Genomic DNA, 23,354 nt, shown 5'->3' with positions numbered 1-23,354 from the left:
TTAACCCTTGCGGAAATGTTGCACCAATTCAGGGACATAGGCATCGCCCGCGCCCTTTTCGACGACGTTGGAAAGGGCGCGATAGACCCCATCGGCAATCTCGACTTGCGCGCCCGCTTGGGCGGACATCTGGCGGTAATAGTCGAAGTCCTTCAGCGCGTTGCTGATCGCGAAGGGCAGCGCCTCGCGGTCGCCGCTGGTGATGAAGGGCGACAGCCGATCAAGCGCGACACTGGCACCGCCGCCGCCCGCCAAGACATCCACGAAGCTCTGCGGATCGATCCCCGCATCTGCCGATTGCGCAGCCGCCTCGGCCAGCAGAGACATGAAGCCGACCGAGACATAGTTGTGCAGCAGCTTCAGCCGATGGCCCGCGCTGACCGCGCCCACATGTTTGACCTCTTCGGTAAAGGCCGCGAGCACCGGAGAGACCTTTTCGACCGTGGCCGCGTCACCGCCGACGAGCAGGTTCAACTTCCCCTCATGGGCAAACTGCGCCGTGCGGGTCATCGGCGCATCGACGAAATCGCCCCCCGCCGCCTTCACCGCCTCGGCCATCTTCAACGTTGAGGCGGGCAGGGAGGTTGAGCAATCGACGACCACAGCACCCGGTTTCAGCCCCGCGATGACGCCGCCCTCTCCGGTCAGGATCCCTTCGACCTGCGGCGAGCCGGTAACGCAGAGGATGATCACATCGGAGGCGGCGGCCAGATCGCTCAGACTGTCGAAAGCCGTAGCCCCCAGCCCGTCCAACTCATCGGTCGGCTGGTTGCCGGGGTGGTCGAAATAGCCAAGCGCAAATCCCCCGCGCCGCATTACATTGCGGGCAATTCCGTGGCCCATCAGGCCGACACCGATCATACCGATTTTCATGGATTTTCCTTCGCTTGCCACCGCCACCCCTGCGCGCGGTTCCCTTGGGGAAAGTTCTAGCGATCCACCCAGCACGGTGCAACGCGGCAGGGCCGGATTTTCTTGCCCAAACAGGGCTTTGTATATTTGAAACCGACAATTCGATTGATAGGAATGGCGCATAAATGGAATGAGGCTGAAATGACTTTGACCCGCGACCCCCACCAGATTGCCGAAACGCTTTACCACGGGCAGTTCTGCCCGATGTTCATCGATGGTCAGGACGTGCCCGCCTACTCCGGCGCGGTGATTGAGGTGAAGGATCCCGCCTCTGGCCGCAAGCTGGCGGAAGTGCCGCGCGGCGGGGCGCGGGATGTCGATCAGGCCGTGGATGCCGCGCGCCGCGCCTTCGAAGGCGTCTGGTCCACCTTCACGCCCTACGACCGGCAGGAGGTGCTGTTGCGCATCGCCGATGTGATGGAGCGGGATTGGGAGAAGCTCTGTGTCTCCGACACCGCCGACATGGGGCTGCCGCTGGCGCGGACGCTCGGGAACAAGCGGCGGGTGATCGGGATGCTGCGCTTCTACGCAGGTCAGGCGGTGGCGCTGCATGGCGACGTGATCGAGAACTCGATCTCGCAGTCGATGCTGTCCTTCACCACCCGCGAACCGGTCGGCGTGGTGGGCGCGATCATCCCGTGGAACGCCCCGACCGCCGCCTCGATCTGGAAAATTGCGCCTGCGCTGGCCACCGGCTGCACCGTGGTGCTGAAACCCTCTGAGGACGCGCCGCTGACGCCCTTGATGATCGCGCGGCTGATGCAGGAGGCGGGCGTGCCCGACGGCGTGGTCAACGTGGTCACCGGCACGGGCCGTGAGGCTGGCGCGCGGCTGGCCGAACATCCGGATGTTAACAAGGTGGTCTTCACCGGCTCGACCGCGACGGGCAAGACCATCGCACGGGCCGGGGTGGAGAACCTCAAGCGGATCACGCTGGAGCTTGGGGGGAAAAGCCCGCTGATCATCTGCAAGGATGCCGACCTCGACAAGGCGGTGCCGGTGGCGGCGATGGCGGTCTATGCCCACTCGGGGCAGATCTGCATCGCCGGCTCGCGGCTTTTCGTGGCGCGGGAGATTCAGGATGAGTTTATCGAGAAACTGGCGGCCTTCGCGCGGGGGCTGAGGATCGGGCATGGCCTCGACGAAGGTACCGATCTCGGCCCGCTCATCAACGCCGTGCAGACCGAAAAGGTCGAAGACTATATCGCCAAGGGCAAGGCCGAGGGCGCGCGGCTGGTCACGGGCGGCGGTCGGCCCGAGGGGGAGGGCTATGCGGGTGGCAACTTCCTCGAGCCGGTGATCTTTGCCGATGTGAAAGACGAGATGACCATCGCGCGGGAGGAGATTTTCGGCCCCGTGATCTCGGCCCTGCCCTTCGACACGATGGAGGAGGTCGTGACCCGCGCCAATGCCACGCCCTACGGGCTGGCGGCGGGGATATTCACCCGCGATCTCGGGGTGGCGCATCGGACGGTGAAAAAGCTGAAGGCGGGCTCGGTTTGGGTGAACATGTACCACGCGATCGACCCGGCGGTGCCCTTTGGCGGGCTGAAGATGTCGGGCTACGGCAAGGAGGGTGGCGTGGAGCACCTGCAGGCGTATCTGGATACCAAGGCGGTTTGGATCCAGACCGAGTAAGGACAAGCTCAGCGCGGCGCCGCCCGGTCTGATGCCGGGCGGTAAATTGCTAAAAACCGCTGACCTTTGGCAGCCATGTCGAAATTGCTGGCACAAACGTCAGCAACATCAACACGACGAAATTCGCAAAAAAGAACGGCGGCATCTCGCGGATCAGCGCGGCGGGCTTCAGGTTCACCGCCGAGGAGACCACGAAGATCAGGCTCCCCACGGGTGGCGTCGTCAGCCCCAGTGTCAGGTTCACGATCACCACGATGGCGAAATGATCCGGCGCGATGCCGAGGGCGTGGCTGATGGGTGCCAGGATCGGGACGAGGATCATAACCCCCGGCAGCGGATCCATGAACAGACCAAAAAGCAGCAACAGCACGTTCACCGCCAAGAGGAACAGGATCGGCGAAAGCTCCCACGCGATGATCGTCTCGGCCAGAAACTGGGGCACGCCTTCGATCACCAAGACCCATGCGAAAGCCCGCGCGGCCCCAAGGATCAGCAACACCGCGGATGAGATCAGTGCCGCGCGCAGGATCAGCCCCGGCAGATCGCGCAGGCGCAGGGCGCGGTAAACGAAGAACCCGCAAAACAGCGCATAGAACACGGCGATGACCGACGCTTCGGTCGGGGTGAAAATGCCGCCCCGGATGCCGCCGACGATCAGCACGATCAGCCCAAGCGCGGGCAGCGCCATCAGGCTGTTGCGCCACATCTGCGCCCGCTCGGGCCGGGCCTCATCACTGCGGTAATCGCGTTTCCAACTGACCCAACCATTGGCCGCAAGGCTCCCTCCGGCGAGCAGCAGCCCCGGAATGACGCCCGCCATGAACAGCGATCCGACCGAGACTTCCTGATCCTGCAAGGCATAGATAATCATCACGATCGAGGGCGGGATGATCGGCCCCACCACTGCCGAAGAAATCGTCAAAGCTCCGGCGTAGGAGCGGTCATAGCCGCCTTTCTCCATCATGCGGATCATCATCGCGCCCGGTCCCGCCGCATCGGCCAGCGCCGAGCCGGAGATCCCTGCGAACATGGTCGAGGAAATCACATTGGCATAGCCCAGCCCCCCGCGCAGATGGCCCACGAATTGCGCCGCGAAACGCAAAAGCGTGTGGGTGATTGCCCCGCCGGTCATGATCTCGGCGGCGAGGATGAAGAAGGGCACGGCCAGCAGCGGGAAACTGTCGAGGCCCGAGAACATCTCTTTCACCACGACGATCTGCGGGTAGGAACTGCCCAGACCGATGGCGGCAAAGACGGAAATGGCCATGGCAAAGGCGACGGGCAGCCCCAGCACCATAAGCACGAAAAGCGAGATGAAGAGGATCTCAGCCATTGGCGGCTCCCGGCATGTTTTCGGTCTGACCTTCGGGCTGGTGATAACGGCCCGCCATGATGAAGGGCCGCGCGATCAGCAATAGATGTACGATCAGCAGCGTGAAACCGACCGGCATGGCGGCATAGACATAGCGGAACGACAGGCGCATCGCCGGGGTCATCTGATACTGCGCGCGCTGCATATAGTCCCAGCCGACTTTGACCATGAAGGCAAAGAAGAACAGCAAAATCAAAACGATGACCCCGCGCAGGATGCGCTGCATCCGGGTGTTCATCACATCATGCAGATTGGTGATGGCCACATGGCCGCCCTGCCGCAGGGCAAGGCCAGCCCCCAGAAAGGCCATCCAAATCATCAGGTAACGGGCGGATTCATCGGACCACGAGAGCGAATGGTTGGTGCTGAACCGCAGGGCGACATTGGCCCCCACGACCAAGACCATTCCCGTCAAACAGGCGATCACCACGGCGGCGTTCACCTTGACGAATAGCTGTTCCAATCTGCGCATGGTTTCCCTCCCGTGCAAAACGGCCGGAAGCACTGCTCCCGGCCGTCCGTCTTTCCGTCGCGGCGCTTACTCGGTCGCGGCGATCTGGTCGATCAGATCTTTGCCGTAGGTCTCGTAGTAGCCCTCGTAGGCGCTTTCGATGGAGGCGCGGAAGGCGGCCTTCTGCTCTTCGCTGAGCTCGTTCACTTCCATGCCGCGCTCTTTCAGCGTCTCGACGCCGCTTTGCTCCACGTCATCGACGAAGGCGCGCATGGCGGCGACGGCTTCGGTCGCGCCTTTCTCGAAGGCGGCCTTGTCTTCATCCGACAGACCTTCCCAGAAGGGTTTGGAGACCAGCAGCATGGCGGGGGAATAGACGTGGCCCGACAGCGTCAGGTATTTCTGCACCTCGTCGAGCTTCACGGAGACGATCACCGACAGCGGGTTTTCCTGCCCGTCGATGGTGCCCTGCTGCAGCGAGCTGATCACCTCGGGCCAGGCCATCGGGGTGGGGGCGGCACCAGCGGCGTTGAAGGCTTCGAGGTGCACCGGGTTTTCCATGGTGCGCAGCTTCATGCCCGCGATGTCTTCGGGTGTCTCAATGGCGTTGCGGTTGTTGGTGATGTGGCGGAAGCCCTGCTCACCCCAAGCCAAGGCAACCATGCCCGCGCCGTCGAACTCGGCCAAGATGTCCTGACCAATCGGCCCGTCGAGCACGCGGCGCGCGTGGTCAAGGCTACGGAACAGGAAGGGAATGTCGGTGACGCCGGTGGCGGGGACGAAGTTGCTCAGCGTGCCGGTGGAGACGATGGTCGCCTCGACGGTGCCCAGTTGCAGGCCCTCGACGACCTCGCGCTCACCGCCCAGACCGGAGGAGGGGAAATGGCGGAAGCTGAACTTGCCGTCGGTCTCGGCCTCGACGACCTCTTGCCACTTCTGCGCCGCGACGCCGTAGTGGCTGTCGGGGGCGAGGGCGTAGCCGATCTTGACTTCGGTCTCAGCGCTCAGGGCTCCTCCGGTGAGCGCGGCCAAAGTGGCGAAAATTGCCGTGGGCTTGGTGATTTTGAACATTTTGTATCCTCCAGCGATCTTATTAACAAGGTCACGAAAACTGCTAGCGGCGGATGTTCAGAATGGCAATGGGGGAGGGGCGCTTTGTGGACAATGAATCCACAGCAAAGCGCTGCTAAATTTCCGTGACGATATGATCGGGCGCGATGCCCGAGCCTTGGATCGCCGCAGCAACCTCTAACCCCAAGAGGGAGCCGTGGCCGGTGACCAGTGCCGTGGCGAAACCCGCCTGCGCCCCGCCGAGGATGTCGGTGTGCAGCGTGTCGCCGACCATCAGCACGCGCGCCGGATCGAGGGGCTTTGCCCGGGCGAGGGCCAAATCAAAGATATCGGGGAAGGGCTTGCCGCAGAAATGTACCGCCACGCCGGTCGCGTCGATCAGACGATGCGCGAACCAGCCGGGTTCGAGCGAGAGGCCATCCTCACGCGGGGCGACGAGATCGGGGTTGCCGACAAAGACAGGCCGGGGCTGGCGTTTCAGACTGGCCTCCAACAGGGCCTGCCGCGCCTCTGTCCACCCATCCGCCCCGACGAGGAGGAAACCTTCGGCCCGGTCATAGACTGCCGGATCATCCGCCAGAACGGTCGCGCCGAGGTCGGCGATCTCTCCCATGTCCTTATCGGGGTTCAGCATCACGCCCCAGCGGCGCGCGGGTTCTGCCGCGACGCGGTGCAGCAGCGCCTCGCGGCTGGTAACCACCTCGTCGGCTGCAAAATCAAAGCCAAGCCGCGCGTAGCGGTCCATCATATGCGCCTTGGGATATGCGGCGGAGTTGCTGACGACCATGACCGACTTGCCCATCTCGCGCAGAGCGGCAATGGTCTGCGCGGCCCCTGTGATCGCGGTTTCGCCGACGTTCAGCACGCCGTAGGCGTCGAACAGGATCAACTCATAGGGCGCGACGATATCGAGGAAACGGGCGGCTTCCGCCCCATGGCCGAGCTTGTCGCAGGCGGGCAGGCGGGGGCGCAGGCGCTGGTATTCGGCCAGCGCCTGCGCGGGGTCTATGGCGAGACTCACAGGATGCGGCGGCGCAGGAAGGCCGAGATCACCTCACCGATGATCACCAACACGATGATCGCGATGAGGATCGTGGCGACCTCGGGCCAGTTGAAGGTGTCGATGGCACCTTGCAGGATGATCCCGATGCCGCCCGCGCCGACGAGGCCCAGAACGGTGGATTCACGCAGGTTGATGTCCCACCGCAGGATCGACACGGCCCAGAAGGTCGGCATGACCTGCGGCACGATGGCATAGGCAATGACCTTGAAGCGCGAGGCGCCGGTGGCCTCCAGGGCCTCCACAGGGCGGCGGTCGATCTCCTCAATCGCCTCGCCCAGAAGCTTTCCGATAAAGCCGATGGAGCGGAACATGATCGCCAAAATGCCCGCCACCACGCCGGGGCCGAAGATCGCCACGAAGAGAAGCGCCCAGATGATCGTGTTCACCGACCGCGAGGTCACGAGGATCAGCCGCCCGAGCCAGAGCGTGGCCCGGTTGGGCGTGGTGTTCTGCGCCGCGATATAGGCCACCGGCAGCGACAGCAGCACCGCGAAGGTGGTGGCGAAAGTGGCGATGTTCACCGTGTCCCACAGCACCTTGAGGATCGTGTCGAGGTTGCTGGGGTCGGGCGGATACATGCGGCCGAAAAGGTCACCGATCTGCTCGGGCGCGCCCCAGACCCAGGCCCAGATGACTTCGATCGAAGTCAGCGCCCATGCGATGGCGAGGGCGCAGCCGAGAAGCACGCCGTAGCGGGTGAGGCGTTGGCGCAGGGTGAAACGGGTCCAGTCGTCGCGGCCGAATTTCTCTGCAAGGGTCGTCATTGGATGCGCTTTCTGATCACGCCGCTGACGGCTTCGGAGACAAGGATGACACCGACGATGACCATGGTGATCGCCAGCGCGAAGTCATAGTCGTAGCGGCCAAAGGCATTGGCGAGCGTCGCCCCGATGCCGCCCGCGCCGACGATGCCCACCACCGCTGAGGCGCGCAGGTTGCTGTCGAGCTGATAGATCGTGAGGCCGATCTGACGCGGCATGATCTGCGGAAAGATCGCGTAGATCAGGGTCGAGAAATAGGGCGCACCGGCGGCGCGCATGGCCTCGACCTGACCGAAGTCGATCTCCTCGATCCGTTCGGCCAGCATCTTGGCAACGAAGCCGATGGAATAGACGATCAGTGTCAGCACGCCCGCGAAGGGGCCGAAGCCCACGGCCTTGACGAAGAGGATCGCCACGATGACGGGGTGAAAGCTGCGCGCCACGATGATGATGGCGCGGCCGAGGTAGAAGATCGGTTTGGGCGCCACATTGCGAGCGGACATGAAGGCGATGGGGATCGACAAAAGCACGCCGCCCGCGGTGGCGAGGATGGCGATCTTGAGGCTCTCAAGAAAGCCGTCGATCAAGAGGCCCGAGCGTTCGAAACTTGGCGGGAACGCCCCGCCAAAAATGCGCCCGGCGCGCCCCAGCCCTTCGGCGACGCGGTTCCAGTCAATCGGCATGGTCAGACCGACCCAACCGAAATAGGCCACCGCGCCCAAGATCACCGCCCACCGCAGCACCGGGTTGGCGATGAAGGGTGGTTTTTTCCAGGTATCTCGCGGCGCGCTCATGCCGCGGCCCCATCTTTGGCGCGGTCCGCATGGGGGCTGCCGGCGTAGATCTGATCCATTGCCGCTTGGTCGAGCTTGCTCGGCTCGTCGTCAAAGATGATCCGGCCATAGCGCATGCCGACGATACGGTCGGTGTATTCCTTGGCCTCGGTCACGTTGTGAATGTTGATCAGCACCGGCAGTTTCAGCTCACCGGCCAGATCGCGCAGCAGGCCCATGATCTGCTCCGAGGTCTTGGGGTCGAGCGAGGCGGTCGGCTCATCCGCCAGCAGAATGTCGGGGTCCTGCATCAGCGCGCGGACCACGCCGACGCGCTGGCGCTCGCCGCCCGAGAGCTGGTCGGCGCGGGTGTTGGCATATTGCGCGATGCCGACGCGCTCCATTAGCTCATAGGCGCGGCGGATGTCTTCTTTGGGATAGCGGCGGGTCACGGCGGACCATGTCGAGATGTAGCCCAAGCGGCCCGACTGAACGTTCTCCATCACGGTCAGACGGTCGACGAGGTTGAAGCCTTGGAACACCATGCCGATCTTGCGCCGTGCGGCGCGCAGGTTCTTGCCCCTCAGGTTGGTCAGTTCGGTGCCATTGAGCATGATCGACCCCGAGGTCGGCTCCACCAGTCGGTTGATGCAGCGCAGCAGCGTCGATTTGCCCGCGCCGGAGGAACCGATGATAGACACGACGCTTTCGCCCTCGATCGTCAAATCAAGGTTCTTCAGCACCGGATCACCGCTGCCATAGCGTTTCACGAGGTCGGAAATTTTCAGCATTTAATGTACCTTAAACGAGGGGCCGACCGCAAAGCCGGCCCCCGGTGTTGAACGATTATTCAGCCGCGAGGCCCTGCGGCGTGTACTCGACGCCGTTCGCCTTCTGGATCTGACGGATCACCGCCCACTGGTCCTTGTAGGTGATCGGGACGAACTTGCTCACCCCCGCGAATTCCTCACCCAGTGCGGTGCCTTCGAAATCGAAGGAGAAGAAGGCTTCCTTGATCTTTTCCTTCAGCTCGGGCGCGAGGTCATGCGCGACACCGTAGGAGGTTGTCGGGAATGGGTCGCTTTCCCAGACAATGCGCACATCCTCGGGGTCGTAAAGACCGCGCTCGGCCATGCGGTCGACCACTTCGGAGGCGACGGGGGCCGCGTCATAGTCGCCCGCGACGACGCCCAGCATCGACTGGTCGTGGCTGCCCGAATAGGTCACTTCGTAATCCTCACCCGGCACCACGCCCAGATCGGGGAAAAGCGCGCGCGGCGCCTGGTTGCCGGAGTTGGAGGTCGGCGAGGTATGCGCGATGCGCTTGCCGGCGAGATCCTTCATCTCCTTGATGTCGCTGTCGGCCTGTGTGTAGACCTGCAGCTTGTAGCCGAACTGGCCGTCCTCGGCGCCCATGATGGCGAAGGGCTCGACGCCTGCGAGGTTCACGGCGAAGGGCGTGGGACCGGTGGAGAAACCGGCGATATGCAGACGGCCCGAGCGCATCGCCTCGACCTCGGCGGAGTTCGACTGCACTGCGAAGAACTGCACGTCCTTGCCGGTCGCGTCTTCAAGATGCTCGATAAAGGGGGTCCAGATGTCCTCGTAGATCGCGGGGTCTTCGACGGGCGTATAGGCGAAAACCAGCGTCGAGGGATCTTTCAGCATATCGGGATCGGTCGGCGCATCGGCGACCAGATCGCCATCGGCGTCGCAGAACATCTTGTCCAAGGCGCCGCGCTCGCAATCCTCTTGCGCGAAGGCAAGGCTGCCCGTCAGTGTGAAGGCCGCGGTGAGACCTGCGGCGAATAGGTATTTATGAGACATTGCGTTCTCCTCCCTGAGAATCCGCGCATCTGGCGCGAAATACAATAATGCGCAGATACGAACATCGAACAGTTTCGTTTGCAAGCTGTTCCGGCGCGTCGGCGGACAAAATTGTCACAAAGCTGTAACATCTCCCGCCGCAAAGCGGGGAAGGCCGGGGCGCGGTTTAACCAGTCGAAACGGGGGCTTCAGAGATCGAGTTCGATCTTGCGCACCCGGTCGCGCAGCAGGGTTTTGGAAACGGTCAGCAAATGCTGCTCCATCGCGGCGGCGGCGCCGAGCGTATCGCGCCGGGCGATGGCGTCGTTCAGGGTCATGTGCTGCTCGCCCAGAACCTGTAGGGTTTCCGGGGCGTGATAGGTCCGGCGGCGCGAGGTCCATGCCACTTCGCGGCGCACCGCGCGGATGGATTCGTAGACCGTAAGGAACAGCGGATTCCGCGCCATCTCGGCGATCTTGTAGTGGAACATGTCATCCGCCGCCTCATAGGCGTCAGGGTCACTGAGGTTGAGCGTGGCGCGCATCAGCTGATCCAACCGCTCGATCTCTTGCGGGCGGGCGCGGTCGGCGGCGAGGGCGGCAAGGGCGGGCTCAACCTCTAGCCGCACTTCCATGACGTCGCTTGGCGTGACTTGTCGTGCAAGGTGGCGCAGACTGTCGGCATTGGTCGCGGGGGGCGGTGTGGCGAATGTGCCTTGGCCGTGGCGGCGGTAGATCGTGCCGTCCTCTTGCAACAGGCCAAGCGCCAGCCGCAGCCGCGCCCGGCTCACGCCGAAATGCTCGGCCAGCGCCCGTTCGGGCGGCATCCGCCCGTCGTTCAGGATGTCCCCTTGGCGGATCGCTCCGCGCAGCCGCTCGGCCAATTCATCTTCACTTGGGGCGGACTGGGGGGTCTGTGTCATGAGTTGGAAAACGCTTCAAATAAATCAATGAACATACGCAGAGAGGTTACCATTAGGAAAATTCCAAAGGCAAACCGAAGCGCCCGGCGCGGAATGCTATGGGCCAGTTTCACACCCACATGGGCAAAGCTGGAAGTGAGCGGAATGATGATGGCCGCAGCGGCAAGGTTCACATAGCCGAGCGAGAAGGGCGGCAGCCCCTCGGCCCCGAGGCCGGTGAGCGCATAGACCACCGCACCCGGCAGCCCGATGATGAAACCAATCGCGGCAGAGGTGCCCACGGCGCGGCGGATGTCATAGCCCAGAAAGTTCAATAGCGGCACGCCGATGGTGCCGCCCCCGATGCCCATCATCGCAGACAGCCCGCCGGTGACGACGCCGAGGATCGCCCAGATCGGTTTGGCAAAGCCGCGCGGCGTGGGGTCGTCCTTGGTCTTGCGAAAGATCATGTCGAGCGCGACGAGTGCGGCCACGGTGGCAAAGACGCCGACAAGGATCAGCCCCGAGACATAGCCCCCCAGAAGCGCGCCGATCACGACGCCGATCAGCAGTGACGGCGCCCAGAGTTTCAAAAGGTCCATATCAATCGCGCCGCGTTTGAAGTGACCATAGCCCGAGGACAGCGAGGTAAAGACGATTGTCGCAAGCGAGGTGCCCACCGCCACTTGCATGGTGATCGCCGGGTCCATCCCCGCCGTCGACAGCGCAAGATAAAGCGCGGGCACGATCACGATACCGCCGCCCACACCAAGCAGCCCCGCAAGGATGCCGCCAAAGACCCCGGCGGAAACCGCAATGGCGAGAAGGGGCAGAAGCTGGCTGAAATCGAGCGCGTTCATATGGTTAATCTTTCTTTGTCTCTAAATCTGTCGCTAGCGACCGGCTGGGTTTGCCTGCTGCCTTGCGCGCCTCTTCGGCGCGCGTGATGGCCGCATCAATCGGCGCGCGGTCCGAGGTGCCCGAGAAATTGTCGAGGCTCGGCATCGCTTCGGCCACATGCAGATAGCGCTCTCCGGCGACGTCGAGCAGCCGGTCAAGTTCGCTCAGCGGGTCGCCATGGTCATCGACGCGCAGGTCGAGATAGGCGTGGTCCTGTCCGCGGTGGATCACCAGCCCCGCGGCTTGGCGCCCGCGCATGTCGCCGCCCGCCTCTTCGCCCGCGCGCATGGCGGCGAGCAGACGTTCGGCCATCGGCAGATCATGGCGCGCGGCGTAGGTCTCGAACGTGGCCTCCACCACCTCCGGCCCGGTCAGCATATTGCCCGCGACGGAGTGAATGGTCCCCACACGGTGCCCGGCCCAATCGACACAGCCCGCGCCGGTATGCGCGGCGAAGTTTCCTTGGGCATCGAGCATGTGACACTGGCGGATGTCGCGCCCCGCATCGCGGGCGGCGAATTCCTTCAGCAGTGCTTCGGCGGGGTCGCCGCTTTCCAGCATGCGCCGGCCTTCGGTCCCCCAAAGCGGGTTGACGAAAGCCTGCGTGGCCACGGCGACGCGCCGCCCGATGTAGGGCACGGCGGCACCGCAGGCGAAAAAGCGGCTGGCCACGGCGATGCCAATCTCTTGGCTGTCGGGGTCACGGGCGATGATGGAATAGGTCATGGGTCAGCGTCCTACGGCATAGGCCTGCATCAGGCGGGGGGTCGCGGCGGCGTGAAGGCTGCCATCGGGATTGCGCAGCGCGGCGGTCATTCGGCCCACCGACCACGGCTCGGCCACGGTAACGATATGCCCCCGGGCGCGCAGCGCGTCGATCACTGCGGGGCCGACATTGGGTTCGATCATCATCTCGCCGGGCAGGGCTTGGCGGGGGAAGAAACTGCTTTGGAAGTGCAGCGTGTGGAACAGCGGCGCATCCATCCCCTCTTGCAGGTCGAGGCCGTGGTGCACGAAACGCAGGAACCAGATCAGCTGCCATTGGTCCTGCTGGTCGCCGCCCGGCGTGCCAAAGACCAACTGCCGCCCATCGGCATGTTCGGCAAAAGAGGGGGTCAGCGTGGTGCGCGGACGCCGCCCGGGGGCGAGGGAGGTGGGCAAACCCCGCTCAAGCCAGAACATCTGCGCGCGGGAGTTCAACGGAAAGCCCAGCCCCGGCACCACCGGATTGCTCTGCAACCACCCGCCCGAGGGCGTGGCCGAGACCATATTGCCCCACCGGTCGATCACATCGAGATGCACGGTATCGCCGCGTTTCTCGGTAAGATGCGCCATCGTCGGCTCTTGCGGGGCGGCGTTCTGAACGCCGAAATCACGGGCAGCGCGTTCGATATAGCGCTCGGCCAGATGCTCCAGCCCTGCAATCACGCCGGGGCGCTGCTCAAGCGATGCCTTGCCGTTCACCAGCTTCGCGCGTTCCGCGTTATAGGCGTCAGAGAGTAGCTCTTCCATCGGGATGATGCTCTGCTCGGGGTCGCCGTAATAGGCCTCACGGTCGGCATAGGCGAGTTTCATCGCCTCGATCACCGTATGGGTAAAGGAGGCGCCCATCGGATCCATCGCGGCCAGATCGAAATGTTTGAGGATGGCGAGGGTCTGCAAGAACACCGGCCCTTGCGACCATGCGTGGGTCTTATGCACCGTCCAGCCGTGGTATTCGTAGGTCAGCGTGTCCTCATAGCTGGCCTGCCATTTGGCCATGTCCTCTCGCGCCAGAAGGGCGCTGTTCTTTTGCTCGGACACGTCATGCACGCAGGCGTCTTCGAGGTAGTCGAAAATCGCATCTGCCACGAAACCTTCGGACCAGATTTTGCGCGCCGCTTCGATCTGCGCCACGCGGTCCTCGCCTGCGGCTACGGCCTCGCTTACCAAGCGTTCATAGGTTGCCGCCAGATCGGGGTTTTTGAAGTTGGCGTTCGGCTCGGGCGCCGCGCCGCCGGGCGTCCAGACGGCAGCGGAGGTGGGCCATTCGGCGGCGAAATATTCGGCCAGCCCCTTGATGGTGTTCGACACGCGCGGCAGCACCGGATGCCCGTCGCGGGCATAGTCGATCGCCGGTTGCATCACCTCGCGCAGACCCATGGTGCCATGATCGCGCAGCATCAGCATCCAGCCGTCAAACGCACCGGGCACCACCGTCGACAAAAGACCCGAACCGGGGATCAGTTTCAGCCCGAGCCCCTCGAAATGCTCCAGCTTGGCGGCGGCGGGGCTGACCCCTTGGGCGCAGACGACCTTGGTCGCCTGTTTCTCCGCGTCGTGAAAGATGATCGGCAGGTCGCCCGCCGGGCCGTTCAAATGCGGCTCGACCACTTGCAGGACAAAGCCCGCGGCGACAGCGGCGTCAAAGGCGTTGCCACCTTTTTCAAGGATGCCGAACCCCACGGTCGAGGCGATCCAATGGGTCGAGGTGGTGACACCGAAGGAGCCGCGGATCTCGGGGCGGGTGGTGAAGGGGGTCATGTCGTCTCCGGTCAGTGTTCGCGTGGGTCGAGCGCGTCGCGCAGCCCGTCGCCCAGAAGGTTGAAGCCAAGTACGACCATGAAGATCGCGATGCCGGGCCAAAGCGCCATCCAGGGCGCCTGATTGAGGAAGTTCTTCGCCGTGTTCAGCATCGACCCCCAAGAGGGCGCGGGCGGTTGCTGGCCAAGGCCGAGGAACGACAGCGACGCCTCGGCGATGATGGCGGTGGCGACGGTCAGCGTGGCCTGCACCAACACGGGCGGCAGCACGTTGGGGAAGATATAGCGGCGCAGGATGCGTGGCGTGCTGAGACCAATGGCGCGGGCGCTTTCAACGTAGTCCTCGGCGGCGACGCTCAGCACCTGACCGCGGGTCAGGCGGATGAAGATTGGCGTGGCCGAGATGCCGATGGCGATCATTGCGTTTGTCAGGCTCGGCCCGAGGAAGGCCGCAAGCGCGATGGCGAGGATCAGGAAGGGCGCGGCCAGAAGCGCCTCGGTGCAACGCGAGATCACCGCGTCGGTCCAGCCCCCGAAATAGCCCGCCACGATGCCCAAAGGCACGCCAAGACCAAGGGCGATGGCGACCGAGACGACCCCGGCCAGCAGAGACGCCTGCGCGCCCCAGACCAGACGGCTCAGCACATCGCGGCCCAACTCATCGGTGCCCATCCAATGGGCTGCCGAAGGGCCCTTGCGCACCGCGCCCCAATCGGTGGCGGCGGGGTCGGGGATCGGCAGCAGCGGGGCCAAAAGCGCGATGGCGCAGAAGAAGACCACCAGCACGCCGCCCAGCATGGCGCTGCGATGGGTACGGAACTTCTTCCAAACCCGGTTTTCGGGACGGGCGGAGAGGACCGGATCGGCGGCGCTTTCGGCGTCGATGGTGATGGGGGTGGCAGGTTGAGCCATTATTGCTTCCTCAGGCGGGGGTTCAGCAGCACATAGGCGACATCGGCAAGCAGGTTCATGAAGATGAAGCCGACGGCGGTGACGAGCACGATACCTTGGACCACGGCGTAATCGCGGTTGAACACGGCATCGACTACGAGCTTGCCAAAGCCGGGGATGGTGAAAATCTGTTCGGTCAGCACCGCGCCCGCGATCAGCTCACCAAACAGCAGGGCGGTCAGGGTAACGATCGGCGTCAGCGCGTTGCGAAAGGCGTGTTTCAGGATCACCCGCCGCTCGACCAGACCCTTGGCGCGGGCGGTACGGACGTAGTCACTGCTCAGCACGCTCAGCATGGCCGAGCGGGTGTGGCGCATCAGCGTCGCGGCCAGCGCCGTGCCCAGCACGAAAGCGGGCATGATCATCACGGTGATGGAGCGGATGGGGTCTTCGCTCAGCGGCACATAGCCTGAGGCGGGCAGCAGCTTCCATTTCACCGAGACCAGCAGGATCAGCATGATACCCAGCCAGAAGTTCGGGATCGACAGGCCCGACAGCGCCACGACATTGGCCACATAATCGGTCACGGTGCCCTTCTTGACGGCAGAGAAGATGCCTGCAGGCACGCCGATCAACAGGGCAAAAATCATTGCCATCGTGGCCAGTTGGATGGTCACGGGCAGTTTCTCTCCGATGAGTTCCAGCACCGGCTGGTTGGTGCGCAGCGAAATGCCCAAGTCACCGGTCAGCGCGTTGCCGATCCAAGTGAAATATTGCACCGGAATAGGATCGTTCAGGCGGTATTTCTCGCGCAGGAACTCCAGCACCTGCGGGTCGCGTTCTTCGCCGGCCATGGCCAGCACCGGGTCGCCCGGCAGCAGCTTTTGCAAGGTGAAGACAAAGACCGAGATCAGGATGATCGTCGGGATCGCGATCACCAGACGGCGCAGGATGAAGGACAGCATTTTGAAACGTCTCGCTCAGGGGAGGGGCACCGCCGGAACCGGCCCGGCGGTGCGGATGCAGAAGGGTTAGCCTTCTTCTTTTTTCATGCCCGCAAGGCGGATCATGCCGTCAGGATAGGGGGTGAAACCGGTGATGTCGGAATCCAGCGCCCAGATCCATGTCTGGTGGTAGAGGTACACGATCGGCATCTCTTCGTTCAGGATCGCGCGGGCAGCGGTATAGCTCTCGCGGCGCACGTCTTGGTCGTTGGACTTGCGCGCCTTGTCGAGCAGTTCATCCACTTCCGGGTTCGAATATTTGGAATCGTTGATCCCGCCTTCGGTGGTCATGAACTGGTGGATGTTGCCATCGGGGTCCACACGGCCCGACCAGCCGATCTGGCTCGCCTGATAGTCACCCGCCGACTGGTCGGCCAGCAGCGTCGCGAATTCCTTGGAAGTGATCGAGATGTTGATCCCCGCCTCGGCAGCCATGGACTGCACGACCTGCATCAGTTGCAGCGGGATCGTGGTGTTGGGCACCTGCACCTCAAGGTCGATGCCATCGGCAAAACCGGCTTCGGCCAGCAGTTCCTTGGCTTTTTCCACGTCACGCTCAGGCACGGGATAGTCGGTGCTGTACCAAGGGGAGTTCGGCGGGAAGGGCTGGTTGCCCGCGGCGAAGGCACCATTAAAGACGACCTGATTGATCGCCTCGCGGTCGATCGCATAGCTCAGCGCCTGACGCAGACGTTTGTCGTTGCCCCAAGGGTTGTCGCCCTTTTCGCCATTGGCCACGTTGATCGTGATGCCCTGATAGCCGAGCGACACGGCGCTTTCGACATTGATGCTGTCGTCACCTTCGGCCTGCGCAAGGTCGGTCGCGGCCAGACGCTCAAGCATGTCGATGTCACCCGATTGCAGGTTCGCCAGACGCACGGTGGTATCGGGGATCGGCAGATAGGTGACGGTGTCGAAGTGGTATTCCTCGGCGTCGTAATAGTCGGCGAATTTCTCAAGCACGATGCGGTCTTGGGCCACACGCTCTTTGAACTGGTAGGGGCCGGAGCAGACCGGGTTCAGGCCAAAGTCATCGCCCGCGGCCTCAGCAGCGGTGGGGGAGACCATCATGCCTGCGCGGTCGGCGAATTGCGCCATCAGCGTGGCATCGGCATCGGCCAGATCAAAGCGGATCTCATGGCTGCCCAGCACTTCGACGCCGGTGATGGAGGAAAGCTCGGACTTGCGGCGCGAAGTCTCCATGTTCTGGCTGCGGTCGATGTTGGCGGCCACGGCCTCGGCATCAAAGGGCGTTCCATCGTGGAAGACCGCATCGTCGCGCAGTTTCATGGTCAGCTGTTTGCCATCTTCTGAAAAGGACCATTCGGTCGCCAGCTGCGGGATGATTTCGAGGTCTGGGGTGATGTCCACCAGCTTGTCGCAGAGCGACGCGTAGACGATGCGGCCCACGAAGGTGCGCGACTGGTCGGGGTCCAGCACATCGGCATCGGATTGCAGCGCGATGCGCAGATCAGCCGCCTGCGCGCCGAGGGTCGTGGCCCCCAGCAATGCAGCGGCAAGTGTCATTTTGGTAAGTGTCATGTCGAACTCTCCTGTCGTTTCAATGAGTCTGGTTCAGCCTGTTATTCTTGGTTTTGGCGGGGGCGGAGCGTGGTCCGGTCCCGCATGGCGTCTTGGTAAAGCGCAAAGCGCGCGGTGGCCCCGGGGGCGCGTACGGGCGCATCGGCAAGGCCGAGGTCCGGCGTGGCGGCGGCGATCTCTTCGAAGTAATGGCAGGCGGCGACATGGCCCACGCCCGCGCGGGTCTCGCGCAATGAGGGCGGCTCGCTCGCGCAGCGTTCTTTGGCAAAGGGGCAGCGGGTGTGGAAGCGGCAGCCTGCAGGCGGGTTCGCCGGGCTGGGCATCTCACCCTCAAGCGCGGTCTGCGGCGTGCGCGCGCCATGGGCCGCCACCGGAATGGCCGACAAGAGCGCGCGGGTATAGGGGTGGCGCGGATGGTTATATACCGTGTCGACATCGCCCTGTTCGACAATTTGCCCCAGATACATCACCGCCACGCGGTCGCTCATATGGCGGATCACGGCGAGGTCGTGGGCAATGATGACCAATGTGAGCCCCAATTCATCCCGCAGATCGCCAAGCAGGTTGATCACCTGCGCCTGCACCGAAACGTCGAGGGCCGAGACCGGCTCATCCCCGATCACCAGTTTCGGGGCCGAGGCCAGCGCCCGCGCTATCCCGATCCGCTGACGTTGACCGCCCGAGAATTCATGCGGGTAGCGTTCGGCATGTTCGGGGCGCAGCCCGACCTTGGCCAGCAGTCCAGCCACTTTGCCGCGCCGCTCGGCGGCTGACATCTTGGGGAAATGGGTCTCCAGCGGCTCACCGACCAGCTTGCCGACGCTCATACGCGGGTTGAGCGATGAAAAGGGGTCTTGAAAGATGAACTGCATGTCCCGGCGCAGGGCGGTCAGATCACGCCCCGAAAGGCTGCGCACATCCGCGCCGTCGAACTGCACATCGCCCTCGGTCGGCGTCAGCAAGCGCATCAACAGCCGCGCGAGGGTGGATTTGCCGCAACCGGATTCGCCGACGATGGCAAAGGTCTCGCCCCGGCGCACGTCAAAGGAAACGTCATCGACCGCCTTGACCGTAGCCCCTTTGGCCAATCCGCCGCCCGAGGTTTTGAAATGTTTCTTCAGCCCGCGCGCTGTCAGGATCGTGTCACTCATGCGCTCTGCTCCAGATGTGTCTCCAGCGGGGCGAAATGGCAGGCCACGGCATGGCCCCCCTCCAGCGGCGCAAGCGGCGGCTCCTGCGCGCAGATGGGCTGGGCGAAGGGGCAGCGCGTGGCAAAACGGCAGCCTTGGGGCATGTTCTGCGTTGTCGGCACCATGCCCGGCACGGTCGCCAAGCGTCCGCGCGGACCGCTGAGCTGCGGGATCGAGGACATGAGGCCGATCGTGTAGGGATGCTGTGGGTCGTTAAAGATGCGTTCCGCAGGGCCGGTTTCGACGATCGTGCCCGCGTACATGACGGCGACGGTATCCGCGATTTCGGCCACCACGCCAAGGTCATGGGTGATCATGATCGTGCCCATATCGGTCTCGGCCTGAAGGTCGCGGATCAATTCGAGGATCTGCGCCTGAATGGTCACGTCGAGGGCGGTCGTCGGCTCATCCGCGATCAAGAGCGCGGGGTCGTTGACCAAGGCCATGGCGATCATCACCCGCTGGCGCATGCCGCCGGAGAGTTGATGCGGGTAGTCGCGCATCCGCTTCTCCGCCGCCGGAATGCCGACCCGCTTGAGGATCGCCAGCGCCTTGTCCTCGGCCTCGGATTTGCTGGCGTCGCTATGGGCGAGCACGGCTTCGGTGATCTGGTCGCCGATGCGGAAGGCGGGGTTGAGCGAGGTCATCGGCTCTTGGAAAATCATCGTCATCCGACTGCCGCGCAGTTTGCGCATGGCGGTGTGGTCGGCAAGGTCGAGCTTCTGGCCTTCGAAAACCATCTCGCCCGAGCGGATTGTCGCCGCACCGGCCGGCAGCAGCCCCATCATCGCCAGCGAGGTCACGCTTTTCCCGCAGCCGCTTTCCCCGACGACACAGAGTGTCTTGCCCGGGTGGACCGTGAAATTCACATGGTTGATTTGGTCGCTCGGCGCGCCGCGAAAGCGCAGGCTGAAGTCACGCACTTCGAGCAAAACCTTGTCGGGACCGGTGTCGGGGCTGGGCAATGGACCGCTTTCTTGAACCAATATCAGATTGGTCGAGTATGCGGTTGCAGCTTTCGCGCTGTCAATCCGGGGATTACAGTTTTTGAAAAAGCCTTTCTAGGTCAGTCTTTTGGCGCGAATTTGCCTGATATATCGGCGGTGATGCCCGTTTTTTAGGCGATCTGTTGCGGCGGTTGGGTGGGCGGTTGGCGCGGGGTGGCGTTTGGGGAGAGTGCGGAAGGTATTTGAGAAAGGATGAAATGAAGGGGGTGGCGCGCTTTGGGGGCGATAGCGCTATTGTAGGGCGGGGGATTTGTTGCTTTATCGAGGGGGAGCCATGAACATCAAAAGGGCGGCATCCCCGCATGACCAGCAAACCTAAAACGGCGGAACGCAAGCGCGGGTCCGGGGCGCAATTTGTCTATTCCATCCTGCGTGATGAGATACTCGACCTGACCCTGTTGCCGGGCAGTCCGATTGACGAGATTCGCCTTTCCGAGCGGCTGTCGATGTCGCGCACGCCGATCCGCGAGGCTTTGGTGCGGTTGGCAAGCGAGGGGTTGGTGACCACGCTGCCCAACCGTTCGACAGTCGTGTCGAATATCGACTTCATGAACCTGCACACCTTCTTTGACGCGATGACCTTGATGTACCGTGTCACCACGCGTCTTGCGGCGCAGTTTCATACGCCGGCGGATATGGCCAATATTCGCGCGCGGCAGGTGGAGTTCGCCAAGGCCGTGTCGGCGCAGGACGCGCTGTCGATGATCGCGACGAACCGGGAGTTCCATGCCGAGATCGCCCGGGCGGGGCGCAACCCCTATTACGAATCGCTTTGTCTGCGGCTGTTGGATGAGGGGCGCCGGTTGCTGCGGATGTATTACCAGTCCTTCGACGATCAGCTTCCCAGTGAGTATGTGCAGGAACATGAGGACTTGATCGCGGCGATTGAGGCGCGGGATATTGGTCGTGCGGATTCTTTGGCCGCAACCCATGCAGATCAGATCGTGGGGCAGATTCAGGCGCTGATTTCGCGGGATCGGCGGCAGCATATCGACCTTTAATTATAGGAAAACGCACCTTTATCGGCCCGTCATAGGGGCTGTGCAGATTTTATGTCGACAAATAAAATACAATAGCTAAGATGCAGCCAAGCCCGGCAGTATCGCGGCCGGTTTCTATGATGGAGAGATATATGACCCCTTCGATTTTTTCCGGCTGCATCCCGGCCCTGATGACCCCCTGCACCGAAGACCGGAAACCTGACTTCGACGCTTTGGTGCGTATGGGCAAAAAGCTGATCGCCGATGGGATGAGCGCGGTGGTTTACTGTGGGTCCATGGGTGATTGGCCGCTGCTGACCGATGCAGAGCGGATGGAAGGTGTCGAACGTCTGGTCGAAGCGGGCGTGCCGGTAGTTGTGGGCACGGGGGCCGTGAATACGAAGCTGGCCGCCGAACATGCGGCGCATGCGCAAAAGGTCGGCGCCAAGGGACTGATGTTGATCCCCCGCATCCTGTCGCGCGGCACGTCGGTTGCCGCGCAGAAAGATCACTTCAAAAAGGTTCTCTCGGCGGCGCCTGAGCTTCCTGCCGTGATCTACAACAGCCCTTATTACGGTTTCGCCACTCGGGCCGATCTGTTCTTTGCGCTGCGGGCCGAGCATTCCAACCTTGTCGGCTTCAAGGAGTTCGGCGGCGCGGATGATCTGCGCTATGCGGCGGAGAATATCACCAGCCGGGATGATGAGGTCACGCTGATGATCGGTGTGGATACCACCGTCTTCCACGGTTTTGTCAATTGCGGCGCCACCGGCGCGATCACCGGGATCGGCAATGTGCTGCCGCGCGAAGTGTTGCATCTGGTCGCCCTCAGCCAAGCCGCGGCGGCGGGCGATGCCGAGGCGCGTCAGCGCGCGCAGGAGCTTGATGCGGCCCTTGGTGTTTTGTCCTCCTTCGATGAAGGGCCGGACCTCGTGCTTTATTATAAGCATCTGATGGTGCTCGAAGGCCATGCGGAATATGCGTTGCATTTTAATGAGACCGACGCGCTGACCGACAGCCAGCGCGGCTATGCCGAGGCGCAGTATAAGCTCTTCCGCACATGGTATGCCGATTGGAGCCAGCAGGGCGGGGCGGTCGCGAAATACGCCGCTTAATCTCCTTAGCCACCTCTCCCCGGCTGGGCAGGCCCGTCGCATTTGCGGCGGGCCTTTCGCGTTCGTGGCAAGCCTTTCGAAGAAGATAATTGCAAACGCATATAAATGTGACTAGCATCTTGGCAGGGACAACGCATCGGGAGTGGGTGCGCCATTTGAGGGAGATTAATTGAAATGAGTGCTACGGATTTAATGCGTGATTTCGGCGCGATGCTGGCTTCGGGCGGGGTTGAGGTCGTCGATTGCTCGGGCGTTTTGGGGCCGGATACGCCGATCCTGCAACTGCCTGCCGATTTCGCCAAGCCGACGCCGAAGGTCGAGATTCACAAGATCAGCGAATATGACGAAGACGGCCCCTTCTTTGCTTGGAACTGGATGGTGCTGGGTGAGCATTCGGGCACGCATTTCGACGCGCCGCACCATTGGATCACCGGTAAGGATTACGACGACGGGTTCACCGATACGCTCGACGTGCAGCGTCTGGTCGCCCCGGTCAACGTGATCGATTGTTCGCAGCAGGCGCAGGAAGACCCGGATTTCCTGCTCGATGCCAAGGGCATCAAGGAATGGGAAGCCGAGTATGGCGAGATCGGCGAAGGCGAATGGGTCGTCATGCGCACCGATTGGGACGCGCGCGTCGATGACGAGGCGCGGTTTCTTAACGCCGATGAGACCGGGCCGCACAGCCCCGGGCCGACCCCGGATGCGATCCAGTACCTGATGGACAAGAAGATCGTCGGCTGGGGCACCCAATGCATCGGCACCGATGCGGGGCAAGCGGGCGGGATGGAGCCGCCCTATCCGGCGCATAACCTGCTGCATAAGAACAACTGTTTTGGTTTGGCGTCACTGGCCAACCTCGACAAACTGCCACCCAAGGGGGCGATCCTGATCGCCGCGCCGTTGAAGATCAAGAACGGCACCGGCAGCCCCATTCGGGCGCTGGCACTGGTGCCGAAGGGCTGATCGGTGACAGATACACCACCTTCCAAGGCCGAGAACGCGCCGCTGGATCGGATGGGGCTCGATAATTTCGCGCCCTATCTGATGAACCGGATCATGGGGCGGTACAATGCCGCCCTGTCGGCGGAGATGGCGGCACTCGGCCTGACCACGCCGCAGATGCGCTCGCTCGCGGTGCTGTCGGTGACCGACGGCATCCTGATCCGCGAGTTGGCGGTTTACGCGGTGGTGCAGCAATCGACGCTGAGCCGCGCGCTCGACGCATTGGTGCGCGACGGGCTGGTCCGGCGCGAGACCGATGCCAACGACAGCCGCGCCACGCGGGTCTACTTGACCGATCAGGGGCGCGAGGCCTATGCGCGGCTCTGGCCGCATATGGCGCAGGCCTATGAGGCGATGTTCAAGGGCATCGGCCCCGAGGAGAAGGCGGCCTTCTTGGCAACCTTGCAGACCATGCTGCGCAACATTCGAAAACACGATTTCTGAGAGGG

23 protein-coding genes are annotated in these 23,354 nt (G+C 63.1%); 5 read left to right on the top strand and 18 right to left on the bottom strand.

Translation table 11 applies throughout. From position 1 onward, the window contains the following. On the bottom strand, nt 1–873 hold the full coding sequence (locus ACGYK4_RS15530; protein ID WP_394431209.1) for an NAD(P)-dependent oxidoreductase: 873 nt from the start codon (nt 871–873) through the stop codon (nt 1–3). A 180-nt stretch (nt 874–1,053) separates the two neighbouring features. On the opposite strand from ACGYK4_RS15530, the gene ACGYK4_RS15525 reads away from it, so the two are divergent. Continuing rightward, a complete protein-coding gene (locus ACGYK4_RS15525; protein WP_394431211.1) occupies nt 1,054–2,550 on the top strand; it encodes an aldehyde dehydrogenase family protein in 1,497 nt (498 codons plus the stop codon). 49 nt (nt 2,551–2,599) lie between these two features. Here the strand turns inward: ACGYK4_RS15525 and ACGYK4_RS15520 are convergent, their stop codons facing one another. From ACGYK4_RS15520 to ACGYK4_RS15440, 17 genes are all read right to left on the bottom strand, one after another. Continuing rightward, complete coding sequence (locus ACGYK4_RS15520; RefSeq protein ID WP_394457287.1) at nt 2,600–3,883, bottom strand: TRAP transporter large permease; 1,284 nt, start codon at nt 3,881–3,883, stop codon at nt 2,600–2,602. Beyond that, nucleotides 3,876–4,394 carry a TRAP transporter small permease gene (locus ACGYK4_RS15515; RefSeq protein WP_271693916.1) on the bottom strand — a complete coding sequence of 173 codons (519 nt, stop codon included), beginning with the start codon at nt 4,392–4,394 and terminating at the stop codon, nt 3,876–3,878. The genes ACGYK4_RS15520 and ACGYK4_RS15515 overlap by 8 nt, the downstream gene beginning before the upstream one ends. Nucleotides 4,395–4,460: 66 nt before the next feature. Further along, nucleotides 4,461–5,444: a TRAP transporter substrate-binding protein gene (locus ACGYK4_RS15510; protein ID WP_394457286.1), complete on the bottom strand. Its 984-nt coding sequence runs from the start codon at nt 5,442–5,444 to the stop codon at nt 4,461–4,463. A 115-nt stretch (nt 5,445–5,559) separates the two neighbouring features. Beyond that, nucleotides 5,560–6,465: an HAD-IIA family hydrolase gene (locus ACGYK4_RS15505; RefSeq protein ID WP_394457285.1), complete on the bottom strand. Its 906-nt coding sequence runs from the start codon at nt 6,463–6,465 to the stop codon at nt 5,560–5,562. Then, the gene (gene phnE / locus ACGYK4_RS15500) at nt 6,462–7,271 is read right to left on the bottom strand and encodes a phosphonate ABC transporter, permease protein PhnE (protein ID WP_271690258.1); all 810 of its coding nucleotides are present in this window, start codon (nt 7,269–7,271) and stop codon (nt 6,462–6,464) included. Before phnE (ACGYK4_RS15500) ends, ACGYK4_RS15505 begins: the two co-directional genes overlap by 4 nt. After that, nucleotides 7,268–8,062: a phosphonate ABC transporter, permease protein PhnE gene (phnE, locus tag ACGYK4_RS15495; RefSeq protein WP_271690257.1), complete on the bottom strand. Its 795-nt coding sequence runs from the start codon at nt 8,060–8,062 to the stop codon at nt 7,268–7,270. The genes phnE (ACGYK4_RS15500) and phnE (ACGYK4_RS15495) overlap by 4 nt, the downstream gene beginning before the upstream one ends. Continuing rightward, a complete protein-coding gene (gene phnC, locus ACGYK4_RS15490) occupies nt 8,059–8,832 on the bottom strand; it encodes a phosphonate ABC transporter ATP-binding protein (protein ID WP_394457284.1) in 774 nt (257 codons plus the stop codon). The genes phnE (ACGYK4_RS15495) and phnC overlap by 4 nt, the downstream gene beginning before the upstream one ends. A gap of 55 nt (nt 8,833–8,887) precedes the next feature. Beyond that, a complete protein-coding gene (gene phnD, locus ACGYK4_RS15485; protein WP_394457283.1) occupies nt 8,888–9,868 on the bottom strand; it encodes a phosphate/phosphite/phosphonate ABC transporter substrate-binding protein in 981 nt (326 codons plus the stop codon). Between the two features lie 188 nt (nt 9,869–10,056). After that, nucleotides 10,057–10,770: a FadR/GntR family transcriptional regulator gene (locus tag ACGYK4_RS15480; RefSeq protein WP_271693907.1), complete on the bottom strand. Its 714-nt coding sequence runs from the start codon at nt 10,768–10,770 to the stop codon at nt 10,057–10,059. Then, the gene (locus tag ACGYK4_RS15475) at nt 10,767–11,609 is read right to left on the bottom strand and encodes a sulfite exporter TauE/SafE family protein (RefSeq protein ID WP_067266472.1); all 843 of its coding nucleotides are present in this window, start codon (nt 11,607–11,609) and stop codon (nt 10,767–10,769) included. Before ACGYK4_RS15475 ends, ACGYK4_RS15480 begins: the two co-directional genes overlap by 4 nt. A 4-nt stretch (nt 11,610–11,613) precedes the next feature. Next, nucleotides 11,614–12,375, bottom strand: a complete 762-nt coding sequence (locus ACGYK4_RS15470) for a DUF1028 domain-containing protein (protein ID WP_394457282.1) — start codon at nt 12,373–12,375, stop codon at nt 11,614–11,616. Nucleotides 12,376–12,378: 3 nt separating this feature from the next. Next, a complete protein-coding gene (locus tag ACGYK4_RS15465; protein WP_394457281.1) occupies nt 12,379–14,172 on the bottom strand; it encodes a gamma-glutamyltransferase family protein in 1,794 nt (597 codons plus the stop codon). Nucleotides 14,173–14,183: 11 nt separating this feature from the next. Beyond that, complete coding sequence (locus ACGYK4_RS15460; RefSeq protein WP_209219184.1) at nt 14,184–15,083, bottom strand: ABC transporter permease; 900 nt, start codon at nt 15,081–15,083, stop codon at nt 14,184–14,186. Next, on the bottom strand, nt 15,083–16,027 hold the full coding sequence (locus tag ACGYK4_RS15455; RefSeq protein ID WP_067264018.1) for an ABC transporter permease: 945 nt from the start codon (nt 16,025–16,027) through the stop codon (nt 15,083–15,085). Before ACGYK4_RS15455 ends, ACGYK4_RS15460 begins: the two co-directional genes overlap by 1 nt. A gap of 66 nt (nt 16,028–16,093) precedes the next feature. Continuing rightward, complete coding sequence (locus ACGYK4_RS15450; RefSeq protein ID WP_271693902.1) at nt 16,094–17,608, bottom strand: ABC transporter substrate-binding protein; 1,515 nt, start codon at nt 17,606–17,608, stop codon at nt 16,094–16,096. Between the two features lie 41 nt (nt 17,609–17,649). Beyond that, on the bottom strand, nt 17,650–18,759 hold the full coding sequence (locus ACGYK4_RS15445; protein WP_394457280.1) for an ABC transporter ATP-binding protein: 1,110 nt from the start codon (nt 18,757–18,759) through the stop codon (nt 17,650–17,652). Then, a complete protein-coding gene (locus ACGYK4_RS15440) occupies nt 18,756–19,763 on the bottom strand; it encodes an ABC transporter ATP-binding protein (protein ID WP_394411650.1) in 1,008 nt (335 codons plus the stop codon). The genes ACGYK4_RS15445 and ACGYK4_RS15440 overlap by 4 nt, the downstream gene beginning before the upstream one ends. Before the next feature lie 344 nt (nt 19,764–20,107). Between ACGYK4_RS15440 and ACGYK4_RS15435 the strand changes: the two genes are divergently transcribed. The 4 genes from ACGYK4_RS15435 (at nt 20,108) to ACGYK4_RS15420 (ending at nt 23,349) form a co-directional block, all read left to right on the top strand. After that, complete coding sequence (locus ACGYK4_RS15435; protein ID WP_394411645.1) at nt 20,108–20,806, top strand: GntR family transcriptional regulator; 699 nt, start codon at nt 20,108–20,110, stop codon at nt 20,804–20,806. 131 nt (nt 20,807–20,937) lie between these two features. Beyond that, nucleotides 20,938–21,900 carry a dihydrodipicolinate synthase family protein gene (locus ACGYK4_RS15430; protein WP_209219179.1) on the top strand — a complete coding sequence of 321 codons (963 nt, stop codon included), beginning with the start codon at nt 20,938–20,940 and terminating at the stop codon, nt 21,898–21,900. A gap of 192 nt (nt 21,901–22,092) precedes the next feature. Next, entirely contained in the window at nt 22,093–22,866 is a 774-nt protein-coding gene (locus ACGYK4_RS15425) for a cyclase family protein (protein WP_394431230.1), read from the top strand. A gap of 3 nt (nt 22,867–22,869) precedes the next feature. Further along, entirely contained in the window at nt 22,870–23,349 is a 480-nt protein-coding gene (locus ACGYK4_RS15420) for a MarR family winged helix-turn-helix transcriptional regulator (protein WP_394457279.1), read from the top strand. Nucleotides 23,350–23,354: the final 5 nt, after the last annotated feature.

It is taken from the genome of Sulfitobacter sp. 1A13368, from assembly GCF_043557275.1.
GTDB lineage: Bacteria > Pseudomonadota > Alphaproteobacteria > Rhodobacterales > Rhodobacteraceae > Sulfitobacter > Sulfitobacter faviae.
This window is presented reverse-complemented; position numbering and strand designations above follow the sequence as displayed.